We start from the raw sequence: 21,378 nt of genomic DNA, 5'->3' as shown, positions 1-21,378 counted from the left end.
CGGATCGATCGCTTCGCCCGCGGGCCCTCGCCTGAATGAGCCCGAACGGCCCGCGGAGAAAGATCGGCCCGGCGTGAACTCTTCGGCGGAGCAACGGTAAATACCAGCGAATCTGCCCGTTTGCCGGACCCAGGCACCGCGTGAAGGAGCTGACCAGTCCATGGCCCAACCGGCGACAGCCGAGGCCGCCGACGCCGACCTGATCCACCGCTCACTGCGGAATCCGGAGGCATTCGCCATGGTGTTCGACCGGCACGCGCCCGCCCTGCACCGTTACGCGGCCCGCAGGCTCGGTCGGGACTCCGCCGAGGACGTGGTGTCGGAGACGTTCCTGACGGCGTTCGAACACCGGCACCGCTACCGGCTCGGTCAGGCCGATGCCCGGCCCTGGCTGTACGGCATCGCCTCGAACGTGATCGGCAAGCGGCGGCGGCGCGAGATGGCCCGCTATCGCGCCTACGTGCGCGGCGGCGTGGATCCGGTGGAGATCACCGGCGGGCCGGTGGAGGACGAGGTGGGCACGCTGGCGGTCAACGGGCCGTTGGTGGCGGCACTGGCCGGGTTACGCACCGGGGACAGGGACGTGTTGCTGTTGGTGGCGTGGGCGGAGCTGACGTACGAGGAGGTGGCCGAGGCGCTGAACGTCCCGGTCGGGACCGTGCGATCCCGGCTCAACCGAGCGCGCAAGAAGGTCCGCCAGGCACTGGAAGGGGCAGAGCATGGATGAGATGGAGGAGCTCGCCCGGTTGTGGGCCGAGGTCCCCAAGGCGACCGAGCGCGACCTGGCGGGTTCCCGTACCGCCCTGGTGTCCCGGTTCGACCGTCCGCGCCGCAGGTGGCGTACCGCGTTGCCGGTCCGGCGCGTCGCCCTGGTCGGCGCGATGGCGGTGACGCTCACCGCCGGCATCCTCGTCACCGAGGTGGGTCTGGGCGGTTCCGGCCCGCACACCCCCGGGTATCTGATCGCCGCGCCGCCGGCCGACGCCAAGACGCTGCTCACCCTGGCCGCGCGGGCCGCGTCCGGCCGGCCCGACACGGTGCCGGCCCGCGGCCAGTACGTCCACACCAGGAGACTGACCCAGCGCAGCCTGTACACCGAGGACGAGTCGGGCGGGACGCAGCACACCAAGGTGCTGGTCAGCGAGGAGCGCTGGGAGGCCGCCGATGTGGGAAAGCCCTGGCTGAGCCGCGAGCAGGGCCTGTCGGCCACGGGACCGGCGCCCCGGAACCGCTGGGACCACGGCCTCGAGGACACCGTGTACGAGCCGGCGGCCTGCCCCGGCCGGCCCGCCTACGCCCGGCTGAGCGCCTGGCCGACGGACCCCGTCCGGGTGCGCGCGAAGATCGTGGCTGACACGGGCGAGGAGCCGTCGCGCATCTGGTCCTCCCTCCGGGAGCTGGTCGCCGAGTCCGTGGTACGCCCAAGCCTGGGCGCCGCGCTGTACCAGGTGGCCGCCGGGCTGGACGGCATCGTGCTCATCCCCGACGCCGTTGACGTCGCGGGCCGCCCCGGCCTGGCCGTCGCCATGGACGAGGGCAACGGCACCCGGTCCGAGCTGGTCTTCGACCGGCGAACCTACCGCTACCTGGGTGAGCGCACGGTGAAGACCAGGGACGGAGAGGTGAGGCTGCCCACCCGCGAGTTCGCGGTCAGGAAGGGCGACGTGAACGGCACCGCCGTACTCGCCGTCGATCTCGTCCCCGGGCTGCCCGAGGTGTCGCCGAAGGCGTCCCGCATGAAGATCCCCTGCTGAGACCTTCCCCGATCCGGCCTTCTCGGCCGGGAGTTCTGTTTCGCATGTCCACACAGATGAAGGAGCATTGCCATGTTCGTCGCAGCGAAGGCCGTCGCGGCCACCCTGCTCATCGGTTCGTTCGGCGGTCTCACCTCACCGGGGGCGGAGGCCGTGTACGAGAAGAAGGCCGCCATGGAGGAGACGCGTGTCGCCTGCATGCAGGAGCGAGGCTTCACCTACCTGGCCGAACCGGTGATCAGGCGCGAGTGGCAGGACGGGGAGCGGGAGCGGCTCGCGGGTGACTACGCGGCGCTGCGCGCGTACCGGGCCAAGTACGGCTACGGCGTCTGGTCCAGGCTCGTCTATCCGCACGACCCGGTGGTCAACCCCGTGTCGGGGGAGAACCCGAACAACGAGAACCTGATGGCGATGTCGGCGGACGAGCTGAAGAAGTGGCGCGCCGCCGACGACGGCTGCTTCGCCAAGGCCGTCGAGCAGCACTTGGGCAAGACCGTCACCTCGTTCGACGACTACCTCACCAAGCTCGACGCGGCGACGGACAGGTCCCTGGCCGCGCTCGACAAGGACAAGGAGATCGCGCGACTCGGCGGGCGGTTCGCCACATGCCTGGGCGTCGGCCGGACCAAGCCCTCGGCCCTGGCCGAGCTCGGCCGGTCACGGTACATGAAGCAGGCCACGGAGGTCGCCAAGAGGCAGCACAAGGGTCCGCTGCCGAAGGTGCCCAAGGGCCGCGTCCTGACCATGAAGCCGGTGCTGAAGCCGGAGGAGGCCAAGCCGTACCTGGACAGGGAGATCAAGGATGCCCTGAAGGACCTGGAGTGCGGGAAGTCCTTCTACGCCGCGTACTCGCCCAAGGCCCAGGCGGCCAGGGAGCAGGTGTACCGGGAGTTCGCCGTGGACTTCGCGCTCTGATCCGGGTGCGAACGGGGGCGGTGCCGTTCGAGGAGAGTGAACGGCACCCGCTGTGATGGAGGGGTGCCGCTCGTGGCGCGCGAGCGGCACCCGCTGTGGTGAAGGGGTGCCGCTCGTGGCGCGCGAGCGGCGCCCCCGTGATGGAGGTGGCGCCGCTCATGGCGCATGGTCTGCGCCGCTCGTGACGCATGGTCCGCAGGGTTGGGCGCATGGTCCACAGGGTGACGAGTACGCCCGCCCTCTCCGCGATAGACGCTCGAATATGGGGATGAGCTTTTACACCATGGAAAGTCTCATCGAGCGGTACTTGACTGGAGACATGCAGAAGACAACGGTGATTGTGGGCGGCACGGGCAAGACCGGCCGCAGGGTGGCCGCGCGGCTCGCGGCCCGGGGCCTGCCGGTGCGGGCCGTCTCTCGCTCGACCGCGCTCCCGTTCGACTGGGAGGAGCCGGCCACCTGGGGCCCCGCGCTGCGGGACGCGGAGGCGGTGTACGTGACGTACCAGCCTGACCTGGCCGCCCCCGGATCGGTGGAGGCGATCGGCGCGTTCGCCCGCCTGGCGGCGGGAGGCGGGGTCCGGCGGCTGGTGCTGCTGTCGGGCCGGGGCGAGGAGGAGGCCCGCGCCTGCGAACGGGAGGTGGAGTCCTGCGGCACCGACTGGACGATCCTGCGGGCGAGCTGGTTCTGCCAGAACTTCAGTGAGCACCACCTGCTGGGACCGGTGCTCGACGGAGTGATCACCTTGCCGGCCGGGACGGTGGCGGAGCCGTTCGTCGACGTCGAGGACATCGCGGACGTCGCCGTCGCGGCGCTGACACGGGACGGCCACGCGGGCCGGATCCACGAACTGACCGGCCCCCGCCTGCTCACCTTCGCCGACGCGGCTCGGGAGATCGCCGAGGCGGCGGGCAGGGACGTCCGGTACGTACCGGTCTCTCCGCAGGAGTACACCGCCGGACTCGTGGGGCAGGGCGTGCCGGCCGGGGAGGCGGCTATGCTGGCCGGACTGTTCGCCAGGGTCCTGGACGGACGCAACGCCCACCTCGCCGACGGCGTCCGGCGCGTCCTGGGCAGGGAGCCCCGTGACTTCACCGACTACGCCCGCGAGACCGCCGCGACCGGCGTCTGGAACGCCTGACCGCGCCGGACCTCGCCGGACCGTCCGGGCGCCGGAGACCCGCGCCGCCGAAGCGGCCCGCACCCGCCCGTGCGGGGCGGGCTCGCGCCCACTCCCGAAGGGTCCGCCTCCCCGTGCGGACACCCGCCCCCTGTTCATGGAGAAAGCGATGTTCGAGTTGTTCAGAAGCGCCGCCCTGGTCGCGTCCACCCTCGCCATGGGCCTCACGGCCGGCCTGTTCGCCGCCTTCGCCTACGCGGTCATGCCCGGTCTGGGCCGCGGCGGCGACCGCACCTTCGTGGAGGCGATGCGGCAGATCAACGTGGCCATCCTCAACGGCTGGTTCGCCCTCGCCTTCGGCGGCGCACTGGTGCTGACCCTGCTGGCGGCGGCGCTCCACCTGCGCGGGGACGCCCGGCCGGTGCTGCCCTGGATCGTGGCCGCCCTCGTGCTGTACGGCCTCGTCCTGGCCGTGACCTTCGCGGTCAACGTGCCGCTCAACGACCGGCTCGCCGCGGCCGGGACCGGTGATCTCGCGGCGGCGCGAGAGCACTTCGAGGCGGCGTGGGTGCGCTGGAACGTCGTCCGCGCGGCGGCGTCGACGGCGGCCTTCGGCTGCCTCGCCTGGGCCCTGGTGGTCCACGGGGCATCGGCCGCCCCGGGCGGCGGGGCGTAGGACGCGCGGACCGCCCGGATGGCGCGGTAAGGGGCCGGTCGGCGGGATGGCCGGAGGTTCCACGGGTGCCGCATCCGGAGGCGGCGTCGAAGAGGACGCACGGTGGCGGAAAACCCTTCGACGCCGCGACGGGCCCCCTCATAAGATGCCCGGTATGGCTCTGCCCCGGATCTCCTAGCTCGGACACAGGTTCCGCGTCCTTCCTGTGTCCTTGAGCGAATCCGGAGCGTATCTCCATGCTTACCGTAAGCGATGTCCATGTCCGTGTCGGCGCCCGTACCCTGCTCTCCGACGCCTCCTTCCGTGTCTCCCCCGGTGACAGGATCGGCCTGGTCGGCCGGAACGGCGCCGGCAAGACCACGCTGACGAGGATCCTCGCCGGTGAGGAACAGCCCGCCGCCGGCACCGTGACCGTCGTGGGTTCCGTCGGGCACCTTCCCCAGGACCCCCGGACCGGTGACCTCGGTGTCACCGCGCGGGACCGCGTCCTGTCCGCCCGCGGCCTCGACGAGGTCGTCCGCTCGCTGCGCGCCGCCGAGCTCGCGATGGCCTCGGACGACCGGACGGCCCGTGAGAGGGCGATGCGGGCCTACGCCCGCGCCGAGGAGGAGTTCCTCGCCCGCGGCGGGTACGCCGCCGAGGCCGAGGCCGCCCAGGCGGCGGCCGGCCTCGGACTGCCCGGCCGGGTGCTCGCCCAGCCGCTGGGCACCCTGTCCGGCGGGCAGCGCAGGCGGGTCGAGCTGGCCCGCGTCCTGTTCGCCGGCCACGACACGCTGCTGCTCGACGAGCCCACCAACCACCTCGACGCCGACTCGATCGGGTGGCTGCGCGACTTCCTCGTCTCCTACCGGGGCGGGCTGGTCATGATCAGCCACGACACCGGCCTGCTGGAGGCGACCGTCAACCGGGTCATCCACCTGGACGCCGACCGCGCGGTCATCGACGTCCACAACGTCGGCTGGCGCGCGTACCTCGCCCAGCGCGAGACCGACGAGCGGCGGCGCAGGCGCGAGCGGGTGAACGCCGAGCGCAAGGCCGGCTCCCTCCTCGCCCAGGCGGACAGGATGCGCGCCAGCGTCGGCACGGCGAGCGCGGCGAAGAACATGGCCCGCCGCGCCCACCGCATGCTCGCCGAACTCGAACCCGAACGGCGCGCCGCCAAGGTCGCCCGGATCCGGCTGCCCGAACCGGCCCCCTGCGGCAGGACGCCGCTCACCGCGACCGGACTGTCCAAGTCCTACGGCTCGCTGGAGGTCTTCACCGGCGTCGACCTGGCCGTGGACCGCGGCAGCCGGGTGGTCGTCCTGGGCCTGAACGGCGCGGGCAAGACGACCCTGCTGCGGATCCTGGCGGGCCGCGAGCGGCCCGACACCGGCGCGGTCGTCCACGGGCACGGGCTCCGCCTGGGCTACTACGCCCAGGAGCACGACACGCTGGACCTCGCGCGTTCGGTCCGGGAGAACCTGGCGGCCGCCGCGCCGCATCTCACCGACGGCGAGGCCCGGCGGATCCTCGGCTCGTTCCTGTTCTCCGGTGACGACACCGGCAAACCGGCGGAGGTGCTGTCCGGCGGCGAGAAGACCCGGCTCGCCCTGGCCACGCTGGTCTGCTCCAGCGCCAACGTGCTGTTGCTCGACGAGCCCACCAACAACCTCGACCCCGCCTCGCGGCAGGAGATCCTCGGCGCGATCCGCGGCTACCGGGGGGCCATCGTGCTCGTCACCCATGACGAGGGCGCGGTGGAGGCGCTCGAACCCGACCGGGTCCTGCTGCTGCCCGATGGCGTCGAGGACCTCTGGTCGTCCGGCTACACCGACCTGGTGTCGCTCGACTGACACCGCGTCCCGTTCCCGGCCCCCCCTTTCCGGAACCGGCGGGCCGGGATCCGGATGAACAGGTGTACGGCTTCCGGGGGTAACCTTCATCGACCCCCTCGGCGGTGAGGCCCCACCCGGCCCGACAGGAGATCACGCACATTGTCCGAGCGACACGACCACACCGAACCCCGCCCCGGCACCCCGGACGCCCCGGATGACCCGGGTGCTCCGGCGCCCGCGGGCGGGGGCCGTCCCGGCCGCCGGGACCTGCGCGCCGACTGCGAGCGGTGTTTCGCGCTGTGCTGCGTCGCCCCTGCCTTCGCCGCCTCCTCGGACTTCGCCATCGACAAACCCGCCGGCAAGGCCTGCCCCAACCTGCGGGACGACTTCCGCTGCGGCATCCACCGCGACCTGAGGAACCGGGGCTTCGCCGGCTGCACCGTCTTCGACTGCTTCGGGGCGGGCCAGAAGATCTCCCAGGTCACCTTCGGCGGGCGCGACTGGCGGCGGTTCCCAGAGACCGCGGGCCGGATGTTCGAGGTGTTCCCGGTCATGCGGCAGCTCCACGAGCTGCTGTGGTACCTCACCGAGGCGCTCGCCCTGCGCCCGGCCCGGCCGATTCACGCCGAGCTCGGCCGCGCGCTCGACGAGACCGAGCGCCTCACCCGGAGCGCCCCGGAGGAACTGCTGGAGCTGGACCTGGAGGCGCACCGGCGGGACGTCAACGCCCTGCTGCTGCGCGCGAGCGAGCTCGCCCGAGCCGAGGCCCCGGAACAGGGCCGGGAAGCCGGAAAGGCCCGGGGCAAGGGCCGGGGCAGGGGTCAGGGGAAAGGCTCGGGGAAGGGCCGCGGCAAGGATCTCCGCGGAGCGGACCTCATCGGCGCCAGGCTGCGGGGCGCCGACCTGCGCGGGGCCAGCCTCAGGGGCGCCTACCTCATCGGCGCGGACCTGCGCGGGGCCGACCTGCGCGGGGCCGATCTCATCGGCGCGGACCTGCGCGGCGCCGACCTGCGCGGCGCCGACCTCACCGGGAGCATCTTCCTCATCCAGTCGCAGCTCGACGCGGCCCGGGGCGACGCCACCACGAAGTTGCCGTCGGTGCTCGCCCACCCGGCGCACTGGTCACCCGCCGCGGACGCCGCGGCCCGCTGACGTACGGCGGGCCACCGTACGGCCTCACCACCCAGCCCTGCCATGACGCCCGTTACCCGCCGGGGCCCGTTCCCGGACGGGCGGCCGGGCGCCGCCGTACGCGTCCGGCTCGGTGTGGGAGGGCGGGCCCCGGGCCGGTGTCGCCGGCGCCCTCCCCGGCTCAGAGCGTCTTGACCGTGCCGCCGTCGATGACGTGGTCGGCGCCGGTGATGTTGCCGGCGACGTCGGAGAGAAGGAACGCGATCAGGGCGGCCACTTCCCGGGGTTCGGTGAGGCGGCCGGTGGTGATGCCGAAGGCTTGCGGGACCTGCCGGAGGAACGCCGCGTGTTCCATTCCCGCCCCGGCCGCCACCTTGCCGCCGAAGCCGTCGGGGTCCTCCCAGATGGAGGTGCGGGTCACCCCGGGCGAGACGGTGTTCACACGCACACCCCGAGGCCCGAACTCCTCAGCCAGTGACTTCCCCAGCGCGGCGAGGGCCGCCTTGGCCGCGCTGTAGGCGACCGGCCCGGCGGCGGGCATCCGGGAATTGATGGACGAGACGTTGACGATCGATCCGCGGCGTTCGATCAGGCTGGGCAGGGCGGCGCGGGTGGCGCGGACGGCGCTGAGCAGGTTGAGGTCGAGGATGCGGGTCCACTGCGTGTCGTCGGTGTCGAGGAAGCCGGCGAGCTCCACGTCGTCTCCGGCCCCGACGTTGTTCACCAGCAGATCGATGCCGCCGAGTTCGGCCAGGGCGCCGTCCATGAGGGTGGCGACGCCTTCCGCCGTGCTCAGGTCGGCGGACACCGTGTACGCGCCGGTCTCCTTCAGCTCGGGCGTGATGGTGCGGGCGGCGCCGACGACGCGGACGCCTTCCGCGGTCAGGGTCTGGACGGTGGCGAGTCCGATGCCGCGGCTGGCGCCGGTGACGACGGCCGTCTTGGAAGCGAGGTTGAGGTTCACGGCACTCCTTTTATTGAACTTCAGGTACAAAATTTGGGCAGCACGAACTCCGGGGGGCGAGCCCCGCGGTTCGGGTCAGAGGGAGTCGACCATCGCGTCGATCACCCGGGCAAGCCGGTCGGGGCCCTCTGCGACACGCGCCATGAGCCGCAGACCCACGACCGTGTTCAGCAGCAGGCTCCCCAGGGCCGCGGGGTCACGGCCGGGTGCGATCTCCCCTGAACGCTGACCTTCTTCGATCAGCGCGCGGAAGGCGTCCTCGGTTCGGGCGAACATGCGCCGGACGAGCTCGGTCGCCGCCTCGTCCGTTCCGGCGAGTTCCGCCGCCGCGTTCACGGCCATACAGCCCCGGCGGTCCGGGTCGGCGAGGTCCATCTCGGCGAGGAACCCCAGCGTCCTGCGCAGGCGCGCCCTGACCGGACCGGGCTCCTCCAGCATCTCGACCAGGGCGGTGGCCTGGCTGTCGCGATAGCGGCGGAGCGCCAGCTCGAACAAGGCGTGCTTGCTGCCGAAGGTGTTGTAGAGGCTGCCCTTGCCGATGCCGAGCGCGTCGACGAGGTCCTGCGGGGTCGTCCCCGCGTACCCCTTCCGCCAGAACACGTCCATGGCCCGCTCGACGGCGGCATCCGGGTCGAACTGCTTGGGCCTTCCCATGGCCGGAACACTAGCACGGTTTTTGACCTATAAGTCAAAATTGGGGGCTTCCCAGTCCCCCGGACGGGACGACCGATGGGCCGATCCTGATCGGCCGCGTCCCGTGGCCGCGTTCGCTCGCCCGGGGAGAGGCCGTCCGAGGTCCCGCCCGAGGCCGCCGATCCGGATCGCCAGGGGGTGCCCGCTCCGCCGCGGGGCCGGAACGGCGGCGTGGTCAGGTCAGTGCGGGGCCATGTCGACGAAGCGGCTGTAGTGGCCCTGGAACGCCACGGTGACCGTCGCGGTGGGGCCGTTACGGTGCTTGGCCACGATCAGGTCGGCCTCGCCCGCCCGGGGCGACTCGCGCTCGTAGGCGTCCTCCCGGTGCAGCAGGATGACCATGTCCGCATCCTGCTCGATCGAGTTGTGGACGCTGATGCCGTCGGCCACGAAGTTGTGGGTGCCGAGGACGGTGGCGTCAAAGACGGGCTGCTCTCCCTGGCTCTCGATAGAGGCGACCTCGTCCCAGAACACGTCATTGGTCGCGAGCATCTCGAGTTGGGCGTCCTCGAGAATGGCTGCCACCCGCCCCAGTCGCTCCCTGCTGGGAGCGCGCTTCCACAAAGCGCTTCCGCAGAACTGGGTGTTGAGCCGGGTGGAGAACTCCCGATGCGTCATCCCCTTCTCGGCGAGCACGCTCCGCACCTTGTCCCAGACGTCCTTGGGAACGGTGTCGAGGTTCGTGTTGGATGTGAGCCCCTGCAACGCGGTGACACACCGCTCGGCCTGCGTCGATCGTTCCCCATGCACGCCGATCTCTCGCAGGAAGCGAAGCTGGTTGTCCGCACCGTAGATGTACAGGTGGTACCCCGGCCGATAGCCGCTCTTGCGGACCTCCTTGATCCTGGTCATCACGTTGAAGCGCAGTAGGAGCCTGGCGACGTCGTCGACCAGTCGACGACTGGTGGAGGAATAGTAGATCCGCGATTGACCGGTCTTCCCGTCCCACCAGACACAGCCGTCGGTCGCCCAGAGATGGCGGAGGAAAAGCCCTATCTGTCGCTTGGAGAGAGAGAAAACGCCTTCGGGAACGAACTTCTCATGGCTCCTCCGCCCGAAGAGTCCCATCGAGTCGAGCCAGGCCGCGATCGGGTTCCGCTTGCCGTGCGTCAGGCGATACGGGGCGGGGAGCCTCAGGGTCGTCACTCTGGCGGCTTCATATTCGTCACGTATCGCGGTGATCCCAAAGTGCCTCGCCGCCTCGGTCATCACCTGAAGACACGCCTCGTCCTTGCTGGCGTAGCGGATGGGCCGGCTCTTCACGAACGAGCCGTCACCGATCATGTGGGCCAGCATGACGACCTCATCATCGGGCCACTCCTGCAGGCGCTCAGGAGCGGGTACATGACGCGGTACGGCCAGCCTGGTGCCCGGCTGCAGCTTTTCCAACGGCTGCCATCCGTCATAGGTCATGAACGGGTGGTTCGCCGTGGCCTTGATCTCTCTGCCGGACCTCAACCGGAGCTTGAAGACCTCCTTGGTCCCGCTGGGAAACACATGGGTCATCGTCCGGGGAACCAGCCGCATGCGCTCGTCGAGCGACCATACCGGGATGTCACGATCCCCGTTTTCGAGCAGTTCGCCCAACGACACCTCCGCACCGGTGTCGGCTCGGAGGATCCGGGTGTCGGCGGTGAGACATCCCGATTCGCGCAGGTCGCTCACCATCGGCCGCTTGTCGGTTCTCTGCTCCGGACCTCGGTTGAGCTGGGAGATGGCGATGACCGGCACCTCCAGTTCCTTGGCCAGGAGCTTGATCGCCCGGGAGATCTCCGAGACCTCGTTCTGGCGGCTCTCGGTCTTCTTCGGCGAGGACATCAGCTGGAGGTAGTCGATGATGACGAAGCGCAGGTCGTTGCGCTGCTTGAGGCGGCGGCACTTGGCCCGGATCTCCATCATCGACATGTTGGGCGAGTCGTCGATGAACAGCGGCGCCTCGGCCACCTCGCCCATCCGCCGGGCCAGCTTGGCCCAGTCGTCGTCGGTCATCGTGCCGGACCGCATGTTGTGCAGCGCCACCCGGGCCTCGGCGGACAGCAGACGCATCGTAATCTCGTTTCTGGACATTTCCAGAGAAAAGACGACGGTCGTCATGTGGTGCTTGATGGCGGCAGATCTGGCGAAGTCCAAGCCGAGAGTGCTGTTGTGTGTGGGAACGCACGACCTGCCCGCGAGGTACATGTGGTCGGCGTTGTCGACCTGCACACACCTCACCGGCACCGAGGGCACCGGCCGCACGTCGACGATGTATCTGACCGACGTCGACGGGTGTGCCGCGGTCACCTGCCGCACGGCCTTGCGGGACAGGCGGAAGACCTTTTCCGAGGCCGTGAAGTTGATCATGTAACAGGTGGAGGAGTCCGCGGTCCTCCCTCTGACCGGTCTCGTCCGCATGGTCGCCCGGTAGCCGAGGCTGAGTATCAGCTCGTGCGCACCCTCGGCCAGCCTCCGGTTCGTGACGGCGAACTGGATCTGCCCGTTGCGGCTGACATAGCCGTCGGTGTCCAGCAACCCCGCCAGCAGCGCACGTCGCTGCCCCTCCGAGGCCCGGAGGTAGATCTCCGGAATGTGCTTGTCACCGAGGACACCGAGGCTCCGCAGAACGGCCTGAACCGTGCCGTGGTGGTTTCGGCACGTCTGGCACTGCCTCATGCCGCTGGAAGGACCGCCGCAGTCCGGACAGGTGGGCGCCGGGACCGGCTCGGAGCTCAGGCGGGCTTTCCCGCCGCACGAGCGACCGCAGGTGCGCACCTGGGACGTCTGCGGAACGAACGAAGCACCGCAGACCACACAGGATCGCTCCACCACCGGCTCCGGATCGGGCAGCCTCATCGAGTAGGTCACGCCGGAGCCCGCACGGGTGACGCGCAGCCCTTCGGCCTCCAGGTTGGAGATGATCTCCTGATCGACCGTGGTGAATCGGGCGGCGTCGCTGTGACCGTCACCCAGCCACACCCCGAGCGCGTAGGGCGAGAGCGGAAGATCCCGCTCGGGGAGGTCGAACGGGGCCGCGACGGTCACCGCGTGGTTGGGCCGCCCATCGCTGGAGGCACAGCGCAGCGTGCGGGCGATCTCCTCGGTGGTCACGACGCTCCTGTGCTCCGCGGCGAGGGAGGCGCTGATCGGCTGGGACACCCGTGTGTACAGCCCTTCGAACAGCTCTCCACAACGGTACGAGGGAGCGTTGCGCGTGTACTGACGAACCGGTCCGGCGGCGAGGACAGGGGATCTGCCCGCCGCGCCGATCCTCTTCTGAACCGTGTGAAGAACATGACGGAACCCCTCACCGACGAGAGAACACGCCTCCCGGTGGGTGATGAGCCTCTCCGGTTCCTTCGCCGCCGCCTCGTATGCGTCCCTGACCCGTCGGATCGACTCGGCGGGCCAGTAATGGCTGTTCTTGGCCTCGGACTTCTGCCGACGGCTCGCGCGCGTGGTCGTCCGCCACTGGTGCTGCGCGTCGGCCACGATCACCGTGCCGTCGCTGAACTCCACCTCGTAACACGGCCTCCCGTGCATCGTGTCCGTCGCCGCGACGACCCTGGTCGGTTTGCCGTCTGCGCCGAGCAGGTGGTCACCCGGCCTGACCTCACCCATGGTCGTCCAGCCGTCCGGAGTGGGCAGCGGCGTGTCGAGGGCGAGCGCCTTGCCGATCGCCGGTCGGGCCGCGACCACGATCATCTGTCCGGGGTGCAGGCCGTTGGTGAGGGCGTCGAGGTCCTGGAAACCGGTGGGCACGCCGACCATCTGGCCGTTCCGGCCGCCGATGGCCTCCAGCTCGTCGAGGGCGCCCGGCATGATCTCGGCCAGCGGGACGTAGTCCTCCGAGGTGCGCCGCTCGGTGACCTTGTAGATCTCGGCCTGGGCGCGGTCGACGATGTCGTCGACCTCCTCGTCCTGTCCGCCGTAGCCGTAGGAGACGATGCGGGTGCCGGCCTCGATCAGCCGCCGGAGGATGGCCTGCTCGCGGACGATCCGCGCGTAGTAGCCGGCGTTCGCGGCGGTCGGCACGACGGCGGTCAGGGTGTGGAGGTAGGCGCCGCCGCCGACGCGGGCCACCTCGCCGCGTTTCTGCAGCTCGCCGAATACGGTGACCGCGTCGGCGGGGTCGCCCCGGCCGTAGAGCTCGGTGATGATGTCGTAGATGATCTGGTGGGCGGGACGGTAGAAGTCGTCGGCCCGCACGACCTCGACCACGTCGGCGATGGCGTCCTTGGACAGCAGCATGCCGCCCAGGACGGACTGCTCGGCCTCGATGTTGTTGGGAGGGGTGCGTTCGAATCCGGGCTCGAAGACCGGCGGTTCCGCGATGCTCACCGAGCACCCCCTCTTTCGAACAAAGTTACGACACCTCTATTGTTACCCGGCCGGTCTGACAGTCTCGTCGCTTCCCGCGCCATGTCGCAACGCGACCTGTCGACAGAGGTGTGGATAAGGTGTGCACTTCTTCCCCAGACATGTGGGCAGCCTGGGGACAGCGCTGTGGATAACTCTCGCTCCGGATCCACAACACCGCTCCTGCCTGGGAAGACTTCATCCACCGCCTGTGGAGGAAAGAAAGTCGGCGCGACACGCCGTGACGCTGCTCACCCGGCGCCCGGCGGGCCGGGAAACCACCCCTGGGTAAGAGGCACAATGATTGGATGCCTCTTACCCGCCCGGCGAGCCGCGAGCACGACCGACAGATCCTCCGGCTGGCCGTACCGGCGTTCGGCGCGCTCGTCGCCGAGCCGCTGTTCCTGCTGACCGACACCGTCATCGTCGGCCGCCTGCCGGGACCGGCGCTGGGCGCGCTGGGGGTGGCGAGCACGGTGCTGAGCGCCGTCGTGGGCCTGTGCGTGTTCCTGGCGTACGGCACGACGGCGTCGGTGGCCCGGCAGATCGGGGCGGGCGACACCCGGCGGGCGCTCCGGCAGGGGGTGGACGGCCTGTGGCTCGCCGCCGGGACCGGGCTGCTGATCATCGCGGTGGTGTGGCCGCTGGCCCCCTGGCTCGTCCACCTGCTCGGCGCCGAGGGCGAGCTGGCCCGTCTGGCCCTGACCTACCTGCGGATCAGCCTGCTGGGCGTCCCGTCCATGCTGCTGGTGCTGGCCGGGACCGGCGTGCTGCGCGGCATGCAGGACACCGTCACCCCGCTGCTGGTGTCGGTGGGGTCCTTCGCGCTCAACGCGGTGCTCAACGCCGTCTTCGTCCTGGTCCTGGGCTGGGGGATCGCCGGGTCGGCCTGGGGCACGGTGCTGGCGCAGTCGCTCGCCGCCGCGGTGTACCTCGCCATGCTGTTCGGACGGCACCGGGCGCCGTTCCGCCCCGACCTGGCGGGCATCAGGTCGGCGGGCTCCGCCGGGGTCGCCCTGGTCGTCCGTACGGTGTGCCTGCAGGCGGTGCTGGCCGTGGCCACCGCGCTGGCCACCCGGATGGGAGAGGCGCAGATCGACGCCCACACGGTCGCCTCCAGGATCTGGACGCTGCTGGCGTTCGCCCTGGACGCGATCGCCATCGCCGGGCAGGCCATCACCGGCCGCACGCTGGGCGCCGGGGATGTGGCCGGGACCCGCGCGGCCACCTGGCGGATGGTGGTGTGGGGGATCGGCTCCGGGGTCGTCCTCCTCCTCGTCGTGGTCGCGCTGCGGCCGTTCACGCCCGCGCTGTTCGACGCGTCGCCGGAGGCGACCCGGGAACTGCTCGCCGTGCTGTGGGTGGTGGCGGCCCTGCAGCCCATCGCCGGGGTGGTGTTCGTGCTGGACGGGGTGCTGATCGGCGCCGGCGACCAGCGCTACCTCGCCTGGGCGGGGGTGCTGACGACGCTCGCCTACCTCCCGGCCGCCGTGCTGGTGGCGGCGTCCGGCGGCGGCCTGGTGGCGCTGTGGCTGGCGCTGGGGGTGTGGATGGCGGCCCGGCTCGTCACCCTGGGGGCGCGGGCGTACGGCTCCCGCTGGCTGGTGACCGGCGCGTGAGCCGCCGGGCCCGGTGAGCCCGGCGAGCCGTACCGGGTTCAGAGCCGCCGGGCGTCGAGCACGCTCCGCAGGAACTCCCGGGTGCGGGGCTGCCGGGGGTCGGTGAAGACCTGCTCGGGGGTGCCGCGCTCCAGGAGCACACCGCCGTCGAGGAAGCAGACGGTGTCGGCGATCTCCCGGCAGAAGCCCATCTCGTGGGTGGTCAGGATCATGGTCATCCCGGTGTCCTTGAGCTCCCGGATGATCCCGAGCACCTCCGTGACCAGCTCCGGGTCGAGCGCCGAGGTCACCTCGTCCAGCAGCATCAGCCGGGGCCGGGTGGCCAGGGCCCGGATGATGGCGACGCGCTGCTGCTGACCGCCGGAGAGCCGGTCGGGGTAGGCCAGGGCCTTGTCCGCCAGCCCGAACCTGCCCAGCAGCTCGCGGGCCTCCTCCTCGGCCCGCTCCCGGCCGGTCCCGTGCACCTTGCGCGGGGCCAGGGTGATGTTGTCCAGCACGGTCATGTGCGGGAAGAGGTTGAACGCCTGGAAGACGATGCCGATCCTCCTGCGCACGTCGTCGGCGTCGACCCGGACGTCGGTGATCTCCTGGCCGTCCAGGTGGATCGTGCCGTCGTCCACGGTCTCCAGGAGGTTCACGCAGCGCAGCAGCGTGGACTTGCCCGACCCGGAGGCGCCGATCAGGCAGACCACCTCGTGCGCCTCGACCGACAGGTCGATTCCGCGCAGCACGCTGTGGCCGTGGTAGTTCTTCCAGACGCCGTCGATGGTCAGCAGGCTCATGAGGTCTCCTTCCCCGGCCGCCGGGCGGGCCGCGGACGGTCCAGCGAGCGGCCGGGAGCCGCGCGCCGTCCGCTCACTGGCCCCGCCGCCGCTGCGAGCGGGCCGCGAGGTAGTCGGTGAAGCGGGCCATGGGGATGGTCAGCACGATGAACAGCAGCGCGGCGGCCAGGTAGGGCGTGTAGTTGAACGTGCTGGCGACGTGGATCTGCGCCTGGCGCAGCGCCTCCAGCGGGCCGATCGTGGCCACCAGCGCGGTGTCCTTCTGCAGCGAGACGAAGTCGTTGAGCAGCGGCGGCACCACACGCCGTACGGCCTGCGGCACCACCACGTACCGCATCGCCTTGCCGTGGCTCAGGCCCAGGGACCGGGCGGCGGCCACCTGGCTGGGGTGCACCGAGTCGATGCCCGCCCGGAACACCTCGGCGACGTAGGCGCCGTAGGACAGGGTCAGCGCGATGACGCCCAGCGTCGCCAGGTCCGTCGGGGTGCCCTGCAGGCCGAGGGCGGGCAACCCGAACCCGACGAGGTAGATGACCAGGATCGTGGGCACGCCGCGGAACACGTCGGTGTAGGCGACCGCCAGGGCCCGCAGCGGGAAGAAGACCGGCGCCCTGAGGTTGCGGGCCAGCGCGACCAGCAGTCCCAGCACCAGGATCAGCGGCTCGGCGATCAGGAAGATCTTGATGTTGAGCAGGAATCCGCTCAGGACGTCCGGCAGCGCCGAGACGAACTGCCCGGGGTCGAAGAACGTCTCCCGGACCATGGGCCAGCCCGGCGAGGCGGTGAAGACCCACAGCAGCAGGACGATCACCAGCACCGTCGAGGCCGTCGCGATCGAGCCCGAGCGGACCGTCCGCCGTCTGCGCAGGCGCTCCCGCTCCTCCTGCCGCGCGCTCTTCACCCAGTCCGGCGTGATCGCCGCGCCGTCCGCCGGAGCGTGAGCGCCGCCGCCGGACGGGACCGCGGCGCCGCCGGCCGGGGACGCCACGCCGTCACCCGGAGTCCGCGCGCCGCCGCCGGACGGGGTCGCGCCGTCCCGGTCGCCGCTTCCGGTCACTTCAGCTCCGGCGCGCCCGCGGCCGACCCGAGCCACTCGCTCTCGATCTTCGCCAGCTCACCGGAGGCGGTGAGCTCGTCGATGGCCTTGTTGACGCAGCTCACCAGCGGGCTGCCCTTCTCGAAGACCGCGCCGAAGACCTCGGGTGTGCCGGAGACGGAGCCGAACTGTCCGACGATCTTGGAGTTCTCGACCTGGGCGGCGGTCACGTAGAACGCGGTGGGCAGGTCCACCACCACGGCGTCGACCTGCTTGTTCTTCAGCGCGTTCACCGCGTCGATCTGCTCGTTGTAGACGTTCGGCTCCTTCGAGGGCCGGATGACGTCCTTGACCGCCTGCAGCGAGGTGGTGCCGACCTGAACACCGATCTTGGCGTCCCGCAGGCCGGCGAGGTCCGTCGCGGAGGCGACGGGGGAGCCCTCCAGCGCGACCACGGCCTGCTTGACGGTGTAGTAGCCCTTGCTGAAATCGACGACCTTGGCCCGTTCGGGGGTCGCGGAGACCTGGTTGACGTCGAAGTCGAACTGCTTGGCGCCGGGCGCGAAGGCGGCGTCGAACTTCACCGTCTTCCACGTCACCTGGCCGCTCTCGAAGCCGAGCCGCTTGGCGACGGCGTGGGCCACGGCGCTCTCGAAGCCCTTGCCGTTGGCCGGGTCGTCGTCCTTGAACCACGGCTCGTAGGCGGGCTTGTCGGTGCCGATGGTCAGGGTGCCCGGGGTCTTCAGGGCGAGGTTGTCCTTGGCGCATGCGTCCGCCGCCGGGGTGCCCGCCGTACCGGACGGTGCCGCCTGGGTCGTGTCCGATGCCGGGGCGCAGGCGGTCACGGCCACCGCGAGGGCGCCGAGCGCGAGCAGAATCGAGGGACGGACCACGACAAACCTCCATGAACGAAGCAACAGCCCCGAAATTGTACGAATTTTCCGCACGTCCGATGTCCCCCGTCTCGGCATACGGATAGGGGTCCCTCCCGAGGAGACGGGAAGGACCCCTTCGCGGCCCCCTCCCGAGGAGACGGGAAGAGGCCCTGGTCAGGCGTGACCGGTCAGGCCGCGACGACTTCGACGTCGAGGGCGGCGGTGACCTCCGGGTGCAGCTTGACGGTGACCCGGTGCGAGCCGAGGCTCTTGATCGCCGGGGTGATCTCGATGCGGCGGCGGTCGAGCTCGGGGCCACCGGCGGTCTTGACGGCCGCGGCCACGTCGGCGGTGGTGATCGAGCCGAACAGGCGGCCCGACTCGCCGGCCTTCGTGGTCAGGACCACGCGCAGGGCCTTGAGCTGGGCGGCGACCTCCTGGGCGGTGCCCAGGTCGCGGATCTCGCGGGCGTCGCGAGCCTTCTTGATCGAGGCGATCTGCTTCTCGCCGCCGCGCGTCCACAGGATCGCGTAGCCGCGGGGGAGCAGGAAGTTACGGCCGTAGCCGCCCTTGACCTCGACGATGTCGCCGGGGGCGCCGAGGCCGGAGACCTCACTGGTGAGAATGAGCTTCATCTGTCGGACCTCCTTAGCGCGCGGTGCTCATGTACGGCAGGAGCGCCATCTCACGAGCGTTCTTGATAGCGGTCGCCACGTCACGCTGGTGCTGGGTGCAGTTGCCCGTCACCCGGCGAGCACGGATCTTGCCGCGGTCGGAGATGAACTTCCGAAGCAGCGCCGTGTCCTTGTAGTCGACGTAGGAGATCTTGTCGTGGCAGAACAGGCAAACCTTCTTCTTGGGCTTGCGCAGTGCCGGCTTGGCCATCGTGGTGCTCCTTTCAGAGCCCCGCCGCGAGGCGGGAATGGTCGCTGCGGATATGGACTGGGTTGTGGGACGCGGTCCCCGGCCGCCCCGGAGGGCGGCGCCGTGGAACTGTCCGGTGGACCCCCGCCACGGCGGGGAGCCGCGGAGCAGGTCCTAGAAAGGCGGTTCGTCGCTGAAGTCGTTGCCGCCGAAGCCGCCGCCACCCTGCTGGCCGCCACCGAAGCCGCCGCCACCGCCACCGCCGTAACCGCCGCCTCCCTGAGGCGCGGTCGGCGTGGCGGAGGCCCACGGGTCGTTGGCCGGGCCGCCGCCGAAACCGCCGCCGCCACCGCCACCACCCTGCCGGGTGGTCTTGTTGACCTTGGCGGTCGCGTTGCGGAGGGAGGGGCCGACCTCGTCGACCTCGACCTCGTAGACCGTGCGCTTCTCGCCTTCCTTGGTCTCGTAAGACCGCTGGCGCAGCCGTCCCTGGACGATGACCCGCATGCCGCGCTGCAGGCTCTCGGCGACGTTCTCCGCCGCCTGCCGCCAGACATTGCAGGTCAGGAACAGCCCTTCGCCGTCCTTCCACTCGTTGGTCTGCCTGTCGAGGAACCGCGGGGTGGATGCGATGCGGAACCGGGCCACGGCTTGCCCCGTGGGGGTGAAGCGCAGCTCCGGGTCGTCGACGAGGTTGCCGACGATGGTGATCTGAGTGTCGCCTGCTGCCATGGCTAGCGATGCCTTTCCTGCGGCCTTAGCTGTTATCGGCTCAGAGTACGGCTGACGCCCGACAAAAGCCGGGGGTTAGTGCACGTCCGGGCGCAGGACCTTCGTGCGGAGGATGCCCTCGTTGAGGTTCATCTGCCGGTCGAGCTCCTTGACCGTGGCGGGAGTCGCGGTCAGGTCGATCACGGCGTAGATGCCCTCGGGCTTCTTGGCGATGTCGTAGGACAGCCGCCGACGACCCCACACGTCGACCTTCTCCACCGTGCCGCCGTCATTGCGGACGACCGTGAGGAACTGGTCGAGGGAAGGGGCCACCGTGCGCTCATCGAGCGACGGGTCGAGAATGACCATCACTTCGTAACGACGCATGCTGGCTTCCAACCTCCTCTGGACTTTCGCGGTCACGACACCGTGCCGTGACAGGAGGACGCTGACGTCTTCGCCCCGGCGCCCATTTCGGCGGCGGAGGCGGAGGAGGGCGGAAACACGCCCGTGCGACGCAGCCGTGCAAGCCTACCAGGATGTCAAGGGTTGGGCCGCCACCACGCCGGGCACCCCCTAGCAGGAGGAACCGCAAGCCTCCCACCAGGGGAAACACGAGGAAAGTGGTGGGTCATGTCGCAGATGTCTCGCCCCGTGCGCAGCCAGAGGTTCCGGCTGAGGCTGAACAGCGACGGACGGCGGCACCCGCTGGAGAACGTCCTGAGCGTCGTCACGCTGATCTTCGGCCTGGTGGCCTTCGCCTGCGGGTTCAACCCCGGGGCCCACGCGTTCGCGGCGTGGCTGGGCGCGCTGGGGTTCGTCGGCGGGTTCTACTCCCAGTACGTCTCGGCGACCACGGCGGAGCGCTCGCTGAACATCGTCGGCATCGTCGCCTCGTTCGTCGGCCTGGCCTTCGGCGTCTACCACGGCGGCTTCTACCCGTGATCCCGAAGACCGTGATCCCGAAGGCGTGATCCCGAAGGCCGTGGGTCCGCCGGGAGGAGTCAGCCGCCGAGCCGCAGGTCCACGCCCAGCAGGACGAGGAACCACAGGAGGACCGCCAGCAGCGCCTTGGCGACGTCCTTCAGCAGCGCCGGGGTGATGTAGTCGTGGACCCAGGCCACGTAGAGGCCGATGAGGATGTAGATCAGCCCGATCAGGCCGATCCCTCTGCTGCGGTAGGCCATCTCGACTCCTCGCGTCGGCCCGCCGGGGAGGCGGGTGTGGGGGGCACGCCGGGAGCGCGTGGGGGCGCGCCGTCCGACTGCCCGTACGCGGGGTCTTGAAACGGTTAGGCTCGAACACATGCCGCGTATCGGAGCCCATGTCGCCTCGGACGACCCGCTCGCCCACGCCAGGGCGTGCGACGCCGAGGCCGTGCAGTTCTTCCTCGGTGACCCGCAGGGCTGGAAGGGCCCGGTCATCGAGGAGAAGACCCGCGAGATCAGGGACTCGGGGATCGACGTCTACGTCCACGCCCCCTATGTGATCAATGTGGCCACGGTGAACAACCGCATCCGCATCCCCAGCCGCAAACTGCTGAGCGCGCACCTCGCGGCCGCCGCGGAGCTGGGGGCCAAGGGTCTGATCGTCCACGGCGGGCACGTGACGGCCGGCGACGACCCGCAGAAGGGCTTCGACAACTGGCGCAAGGTGTTCGAGCGCCTGGAGGAGCACGAGGTCCCGGTGCTCATCGAGAACACCGCGGGCGGCGACAACGCGATGGCGCGGCGGCTGGACCGCATCGCCCGGCTGTGGGAGGCCCTCGACGGCTTCGACGTGGGCTTCTGCCTGGACACCTGCCACGCGCACGCCGCCGGCGAGGACCTGGCCGACGTGGTCGACCGGATCAGGGCGATCACCGGCCGGATCGACCTGATCCACTGCAACGACTCGCGGGACGCCGCCGGGTCGGGCGCCGACCGCCACGCCAACCTCGGCGCGGGCCGGATCGACACCGAGCTCATCCTGGACGTGTGCCGGAGCGCCAACGCGCCGATCATCGTGGAGACCCCGGCCGCCGGCCAGGCCGAGGACATCGCCCTTCTCAGGAAGAGGCTCTAGGACGGCGGCTCCAGGAGGCCCT

General features: G+C 70.6%; 21 protein-coding genes. 10 read left to right on the top strand and 11 right to left on the bottom strand.

The genetic code is table 11. From position 1 onward, the window contains the following. Positions 1 to 160: 160 nt before the first annotated feature. From IEZ10_RS13925 to IEZ10_RS13895, 7 genes are all read left to right on the top strand, one after another. Positions 161 to 727, top strand: a complete 567-nt coding sequence (locus IEZ10_RS13925) for an RNA polymerase sigma factor (protein WP_189246920.1) — start codon at positions 161 to 163, stop codon at positions 725 to 727. Next, the gene (locus IEZ10_RS13920) at positions 720 to 1,754 is read left to right on the top strand and encodes a CU044_5270 family protein (RefSeq protein ID WP_189246919.1); all 1,035 of its coding nucleotides are present in this window, start codon (positions 720 to 722) and stop codon (positions 1,752 to 1,754) included. The genes IEZ10_RS13925 and IEZ10_RS13920 overlap by 8 nt, the downstream gene beginning before the upstream one ends. Before the next feature lie 72 nt (positions 1,755 to 1,826). Beyond that, positions 1,827 to 2,669 (top strand): hypothetical protein, encoded by an 843-nt coding sequence (locus tag IEZ10_RS13915; RefSeq protein WP_189246918.1) that lies wholly within the window; start codon positions 1,827 to 1,829, stop codon positions 2,667 to 2,669. A gap of 319 nt (positions 2,670 to 2,988) precedes the next feature. Next, a complete protein-coding gene (locus IEZ10_RS13910; RefSeq protein ID WP_229811245.1) occupies positions 2,989 to 3,810 on the top strand; it encodes an NAD(P)H-binding protein in 822 nt (273 codons plus the stop codon). A 148-nt stretch (positions 3,811 to 3,958) separates the two neighbouring features. Then, positions 3,959 to 4,465, top strand: a complete 507-nt coding sequence (locus tag IEZ10_RS13905) for an anthrone oxygenase family protein (RefSeq protein ID WP_189246916.1) — start codon at positions 3,959 to 3,961, stop codon at positions 4,463 to 4,465. Between the two features lie 236 nt (positions 4,466 to 4,701). Next, on the top strand, positions 4,702 to 6,300 hold the full coding sequence (locus tag IEZ10_RS13900) for an ABC-F family ATP-binding cassette domain-containing protein (protein WP_189246915.1): 1,599 nt from the start codon (positions 4,702 to 4,704) through the stop codon (positions 6,298 to 6,300). 249 nt (positions 6,301 to 6,549) lie between these two features. After that, the gene (locus tag IEZ10_RS13895; protein WP_229811292.1) at positions 6,550 to 7,434 is read left to right on the top strand and encodes a pentapeptide repeat-containing protein; all 885 of its coding nucleotides are present in this window, start codon (positions 6,550 to 6,552) and stop codon (positions 7,432 to 7,434) included. 160 nt (positions 7,435 to 7,594) lie between these two features. On the opposite strand, the gene IEZ10_RS13890 is transcribed toward IEZ10_RS13895, so the two are convergent. The 3 genes from IEZ10_RS13890 to IEZ10_RS13880 all read right to left on the bottom strand — a co-directional run bounded on the left by IEZ10_RS13890 (position 7,595) and on the right by IEZ10_RS13880 (position 13,387). Continuing rightward, a complete protein-coding gene (locus IEZ10_RS13890) occupies positions 7,595 to 8,377 on the bottom strand; it encodes an oxidoreductase (protein ID WP_189246913.1) in 783 nt (260 codons plus the stop codon). Positions 8,378 to 8,452: 75 nt separating this feature from the next. Then, on the bottom strand, positions 8,453 to 9,031 hold the full coding sequence (locus IEZ10_RS13885) for a TetR/AcrR family transcriptional regulator (protein ID WP_189246912.1): 579 nt from the start codon (positions 9,029 to 9,031) through the stop codon (positions 8,453 to 8,455). 219 nt (positions 9,032 to 9,250) lie between these two features. After that, positions 9,251 to 13,387, bottom strand: coding sequence for a replicative DNA helicase (locus IEZ10_RS13880; protein ID WP_189246911.1), 4,137 nt, complete (start codon positions 13,385 to 13,387; stop codon positions 9,251 to 9,253). 326 nt (positions 13,388 to 13,713) lie between these two features. Between IEZ10_RS13880 and IEZ10_RS13875 the strand changes: the two genes are divergently transcribed. Continuing rightward, positions 13,714 to 15,024: an MATE family efflux transporter gene (locus IEZ10_RS13875; RefSeq protein ID WP_189246910.1), complete on the top strand. Its 1,311-nt coding sequence runs from the start codon at positions 13,714 to 13,716 to the stop codon at positions 15,022 to 15,024. Between the two features lie 38 nt (positions 15,025 to 15,062). Here the strand turns inward: IEZ10_RS13875 and IEZ10_RS13870 are convergent, their stop codons facing one another. The 7 genes from IEZ10_RS13870 to rpsF all read right to left on the bottom strand — a co-directional run bounded on the left by IEZ10_RS13870 (position 15,063) and on the right by rpsF (position 19,679). Continuing rightward, positions 15,063 to 15,806, bottom strand: coding sequence for an amino acid ABC transporter ATP-binding protein (locus IEZ10_RS13870; RefSeq protein ID WP_308426267.1), 744 nt, complete (start codon positions 15,804 to 15,806; stop codon positions 15,063 to 15,065). Positions 15,807 to 15,879: 73 nt separating this feature from the next. Further along, complete coding sequence (locus IEZ10_RS13865; protein ID WP_229811244.1) at positions 15,880 to 16,863, bottom strand: amino acid ABC transporter permease; 984 nt, start codon at positions 16,861 to 16,863, stop codon at positions 15,880 to 15,882. Continuing rightward, entirely contained in the window at positions 16,860 to 17,735 is an 876-nt protein-coding gene (locus tag IEZ10_RS13860) for an ABC transporter substrate-binding protein (protein WP_189246909.1), read from the bottom strand. The genes IEZ10_RS13865 and IEZ10_RS13860 overlap by 4 nt, the downstream gene beginning before the upstream one ends. 170 nt (positions 17,736 to 17,905) lie before the next feature. After that, the gene (gene rplI, locus IEZ10_RS13855) at positions 17,906 to 18,352 is read right to left on the bottom strand and encodes a 50S ribosomal protein L9 (protein ID WP_189246908.1); all 447 of its coding nucleotides are present in this window, start codon (positions 18,350 to 18,352) and stop codon (positions 17,906 to 17,908) included. 13 nt (positions 18,353 to 18,365) lie between these two features. After that, positions 18,366 to 18,602, bottom strand: coding sequence for a 30S ribosomal protein S18 (gene rpsR / locus IEZ10_RS13850; protein WP_012895699.1), 237 nt, complete (start codon positions 18,600 to 18,602; stop codon positions 18,366 to 18,368). A 153-nt stretch (positions 18,603 to 18,755) separates the two neighbouring features. Then, on the bottom strand, positions 18,756 to 19,313 hold the full coding sequence (locus tag IEZ10_RS13845; RefSeq protein ID WP_189246907.1) for a single-stranded DNA-binding protein: 558 nt from the start codon (positions 19,311 to 19,313) through the stop codon (positions 18,756 to 18,758). Between the two features lie 75 nt (positions 19,314 to 19,388). Then, positions 19,389 to 19,679 (bottom strand): 30S ribosomal protein S6, encoded by a 291-nt coding sequence (gene rpsF, locus IEZ10_RS13840; RefSeq protein WP_189246906.1) that lies wholly within the window; start codon positions 19,677 to 19,679, stop codon positions 19,389 to 19,391. A 246-nt stretch (positions 19,680 to 19,925) separates the two neighbouring features. Here rpsF and IEZ10_RS13835 point away from each other — a divergent pair, with 246 nt between their 5' ends. Next, positions 19,926 to 20,237 (top strand): hypothetical protein, encoded by a 312-nt coding sequence (locus IEZ10_RS13835; protein WP_229811243.1) that lies wholly within the window; start codon positions 19,926 to 19,928, stop codon positions 20,235 to 20,237. A gap of 59 nt (positions 20,238 to 20,296) precedes the next feature. Here IEZ10_RS13835 and IEZ10_RS13830 read toward each other — a convergent pair whose 3' ends face one another. Next, positions 20,297 to 20,479, bottom strand: a complete 183-nt coding sequence (locus IEZ10_RS13830; protein ID WP_179821683.1) for a hypothetical protein — start codon at positions 20,477 to 20,479, stop codon at positions 20,297 to 20,299. Positions 20,480 to 20,597: 118 nt separating this feature from the next. Between IEZ10_RS13830 and IEZ10_RS13825 the strand changes: the two genes are divergently transcribed. Next, positions 20,598 to 21,356 (top strand): deoxyribonuclease IV, encoded by a 759-nt coding sequence (locus IEZ10_RS13825; RefSeq protein ID WP_189246905.1) that lies wholly within the window; start codon positions 20,598 to 20,600, stop codon positions 21,354 to 21,356. The last annotated feature ends 22 nt before the right edge of the window (positions 21,357 to 21,378 follow it).

Origin of the sequence: Streptosporangium pseudovulgare (genome assembly GCF_014648055.1) — a bacterium.
Lineage (GTDB): Bacteria > Actinomycetota > Actinomycetes > Streptosporangiales > Streptosporangiaceae > Streptosporangium > Streptosporangium pseudovulgare.
This window is presented reverse-complemented; position numbering and strand designations above follow the sequence as displayed.

Coding starts and splice junctions, on each gene's coding strand:
- rpsF (WP_189246906.1), bottom strand. CDS start 19,679: ATGCGTCGTTACGAAGTGATGGTCATTCTCGACCCGTCGCTCGATGAG.
- IEZ10_RS13875 (WP_189246910.1), top strand. CDS start 13,714: ATGCCTCTTACCCGCCCGGCGAGCCGCGAGCACGACCGACAGATCCTC.
- IEZ10_RS13905 (WP_189246916.1), top strand. CDS start 3,959: ATGTTCGAGTTGTTCAGAAGCGCCGCCCTGGTCGCGTCCACCCTCGCC.
- IEZ10_RS13870 (WP_308426267.1), bottom strand. CDS start 15,806: ATGAGCCTGCTGACCATCGACGGCGTCTGGAAGAACTACCACGGCCAC.
- IEZ10_RS13825 (WP_189246905.1), top strand. CDS start 20,598: ATGCCGCGTATCGGAGCCCATGTCGCCTCGGACGACCCGCTCGCCCAC.
- IEZ10_RS13885 (WP_189246912.1), bottom strand. CDS start 9,031: ATGGGAAGGCCCAAGCAGTTCGACCCGGATGCCGCCGTCGAGCGGGCC.
- rpsR (WP_012895699.1), bottom strand. CDS start 18,602: ATGGCCAAGCCGGCACTGCGCAAGCCCAAGAAGAAGGTTTGCCTGTTC.
- IEZ10_RS13830 (WP_179821683.1), bottom strand. CDS start 20,479: ATGGCCTACCGCAGCAGAGGGATCGGCCTGATCGGGCTGATCTACATC.
- IEZ10_RS13835 (WP_229811243.1), top strand. CDS start 19,926: ATGTCGCAGATGTCTCGCCCCGTGCGCAGCCAGAGGTTCCGGCTGAGG.
- IEZ10_RS13900 (WP_189246915.1), top strand. CDS start 4,702: ATGCTTACCGTAAGCGATGTCCATGTCCGTGTCGGCGCCCGTACCCTG.
- IEZ10_RS13845 (WP_189246907.1), bottom strand. CDS start 19,313: ATGGCAGCAGGCGACACTCAGATCACCATCGTCGGCAACCTCGTCGAC.
- IEZ10_RS13910 (WP_229811245.1), top strand. CDS start 2,989: ATGCAGAAGACAACGGTGATTGTGGGCGGCACGGGCAAGACCGGCCGC.
- rplI (WP_189246908.1), bottom strand. CDS start 18,352: ATGAAGCTCATTCTCACCAGTGAGGTCTCCGGCCTCGGCGCCCCCGGC.
- IEZ10_RS13925 (WP_189246920.1), top strand. CDS start 161: ATGGCCCAACCGGCGACAGCCGAGGCCGCCGACGCCGACCTGATCCAC.
- IEZ10_RS13920 (WP_189246919.1), top strand. CDS start 720: ATGGATGAGATGGAGGAGCTCGCCCGGTTGTGGGCCGAGGTCCCCAAG.
- IEZ10_RS13915 (WP_189246918.1), top strand. CDS start 1,827: ATGTTCGTCGCAGCGAAGGCCGTCGCGGCCACCCTGCTCATCGGTTCG.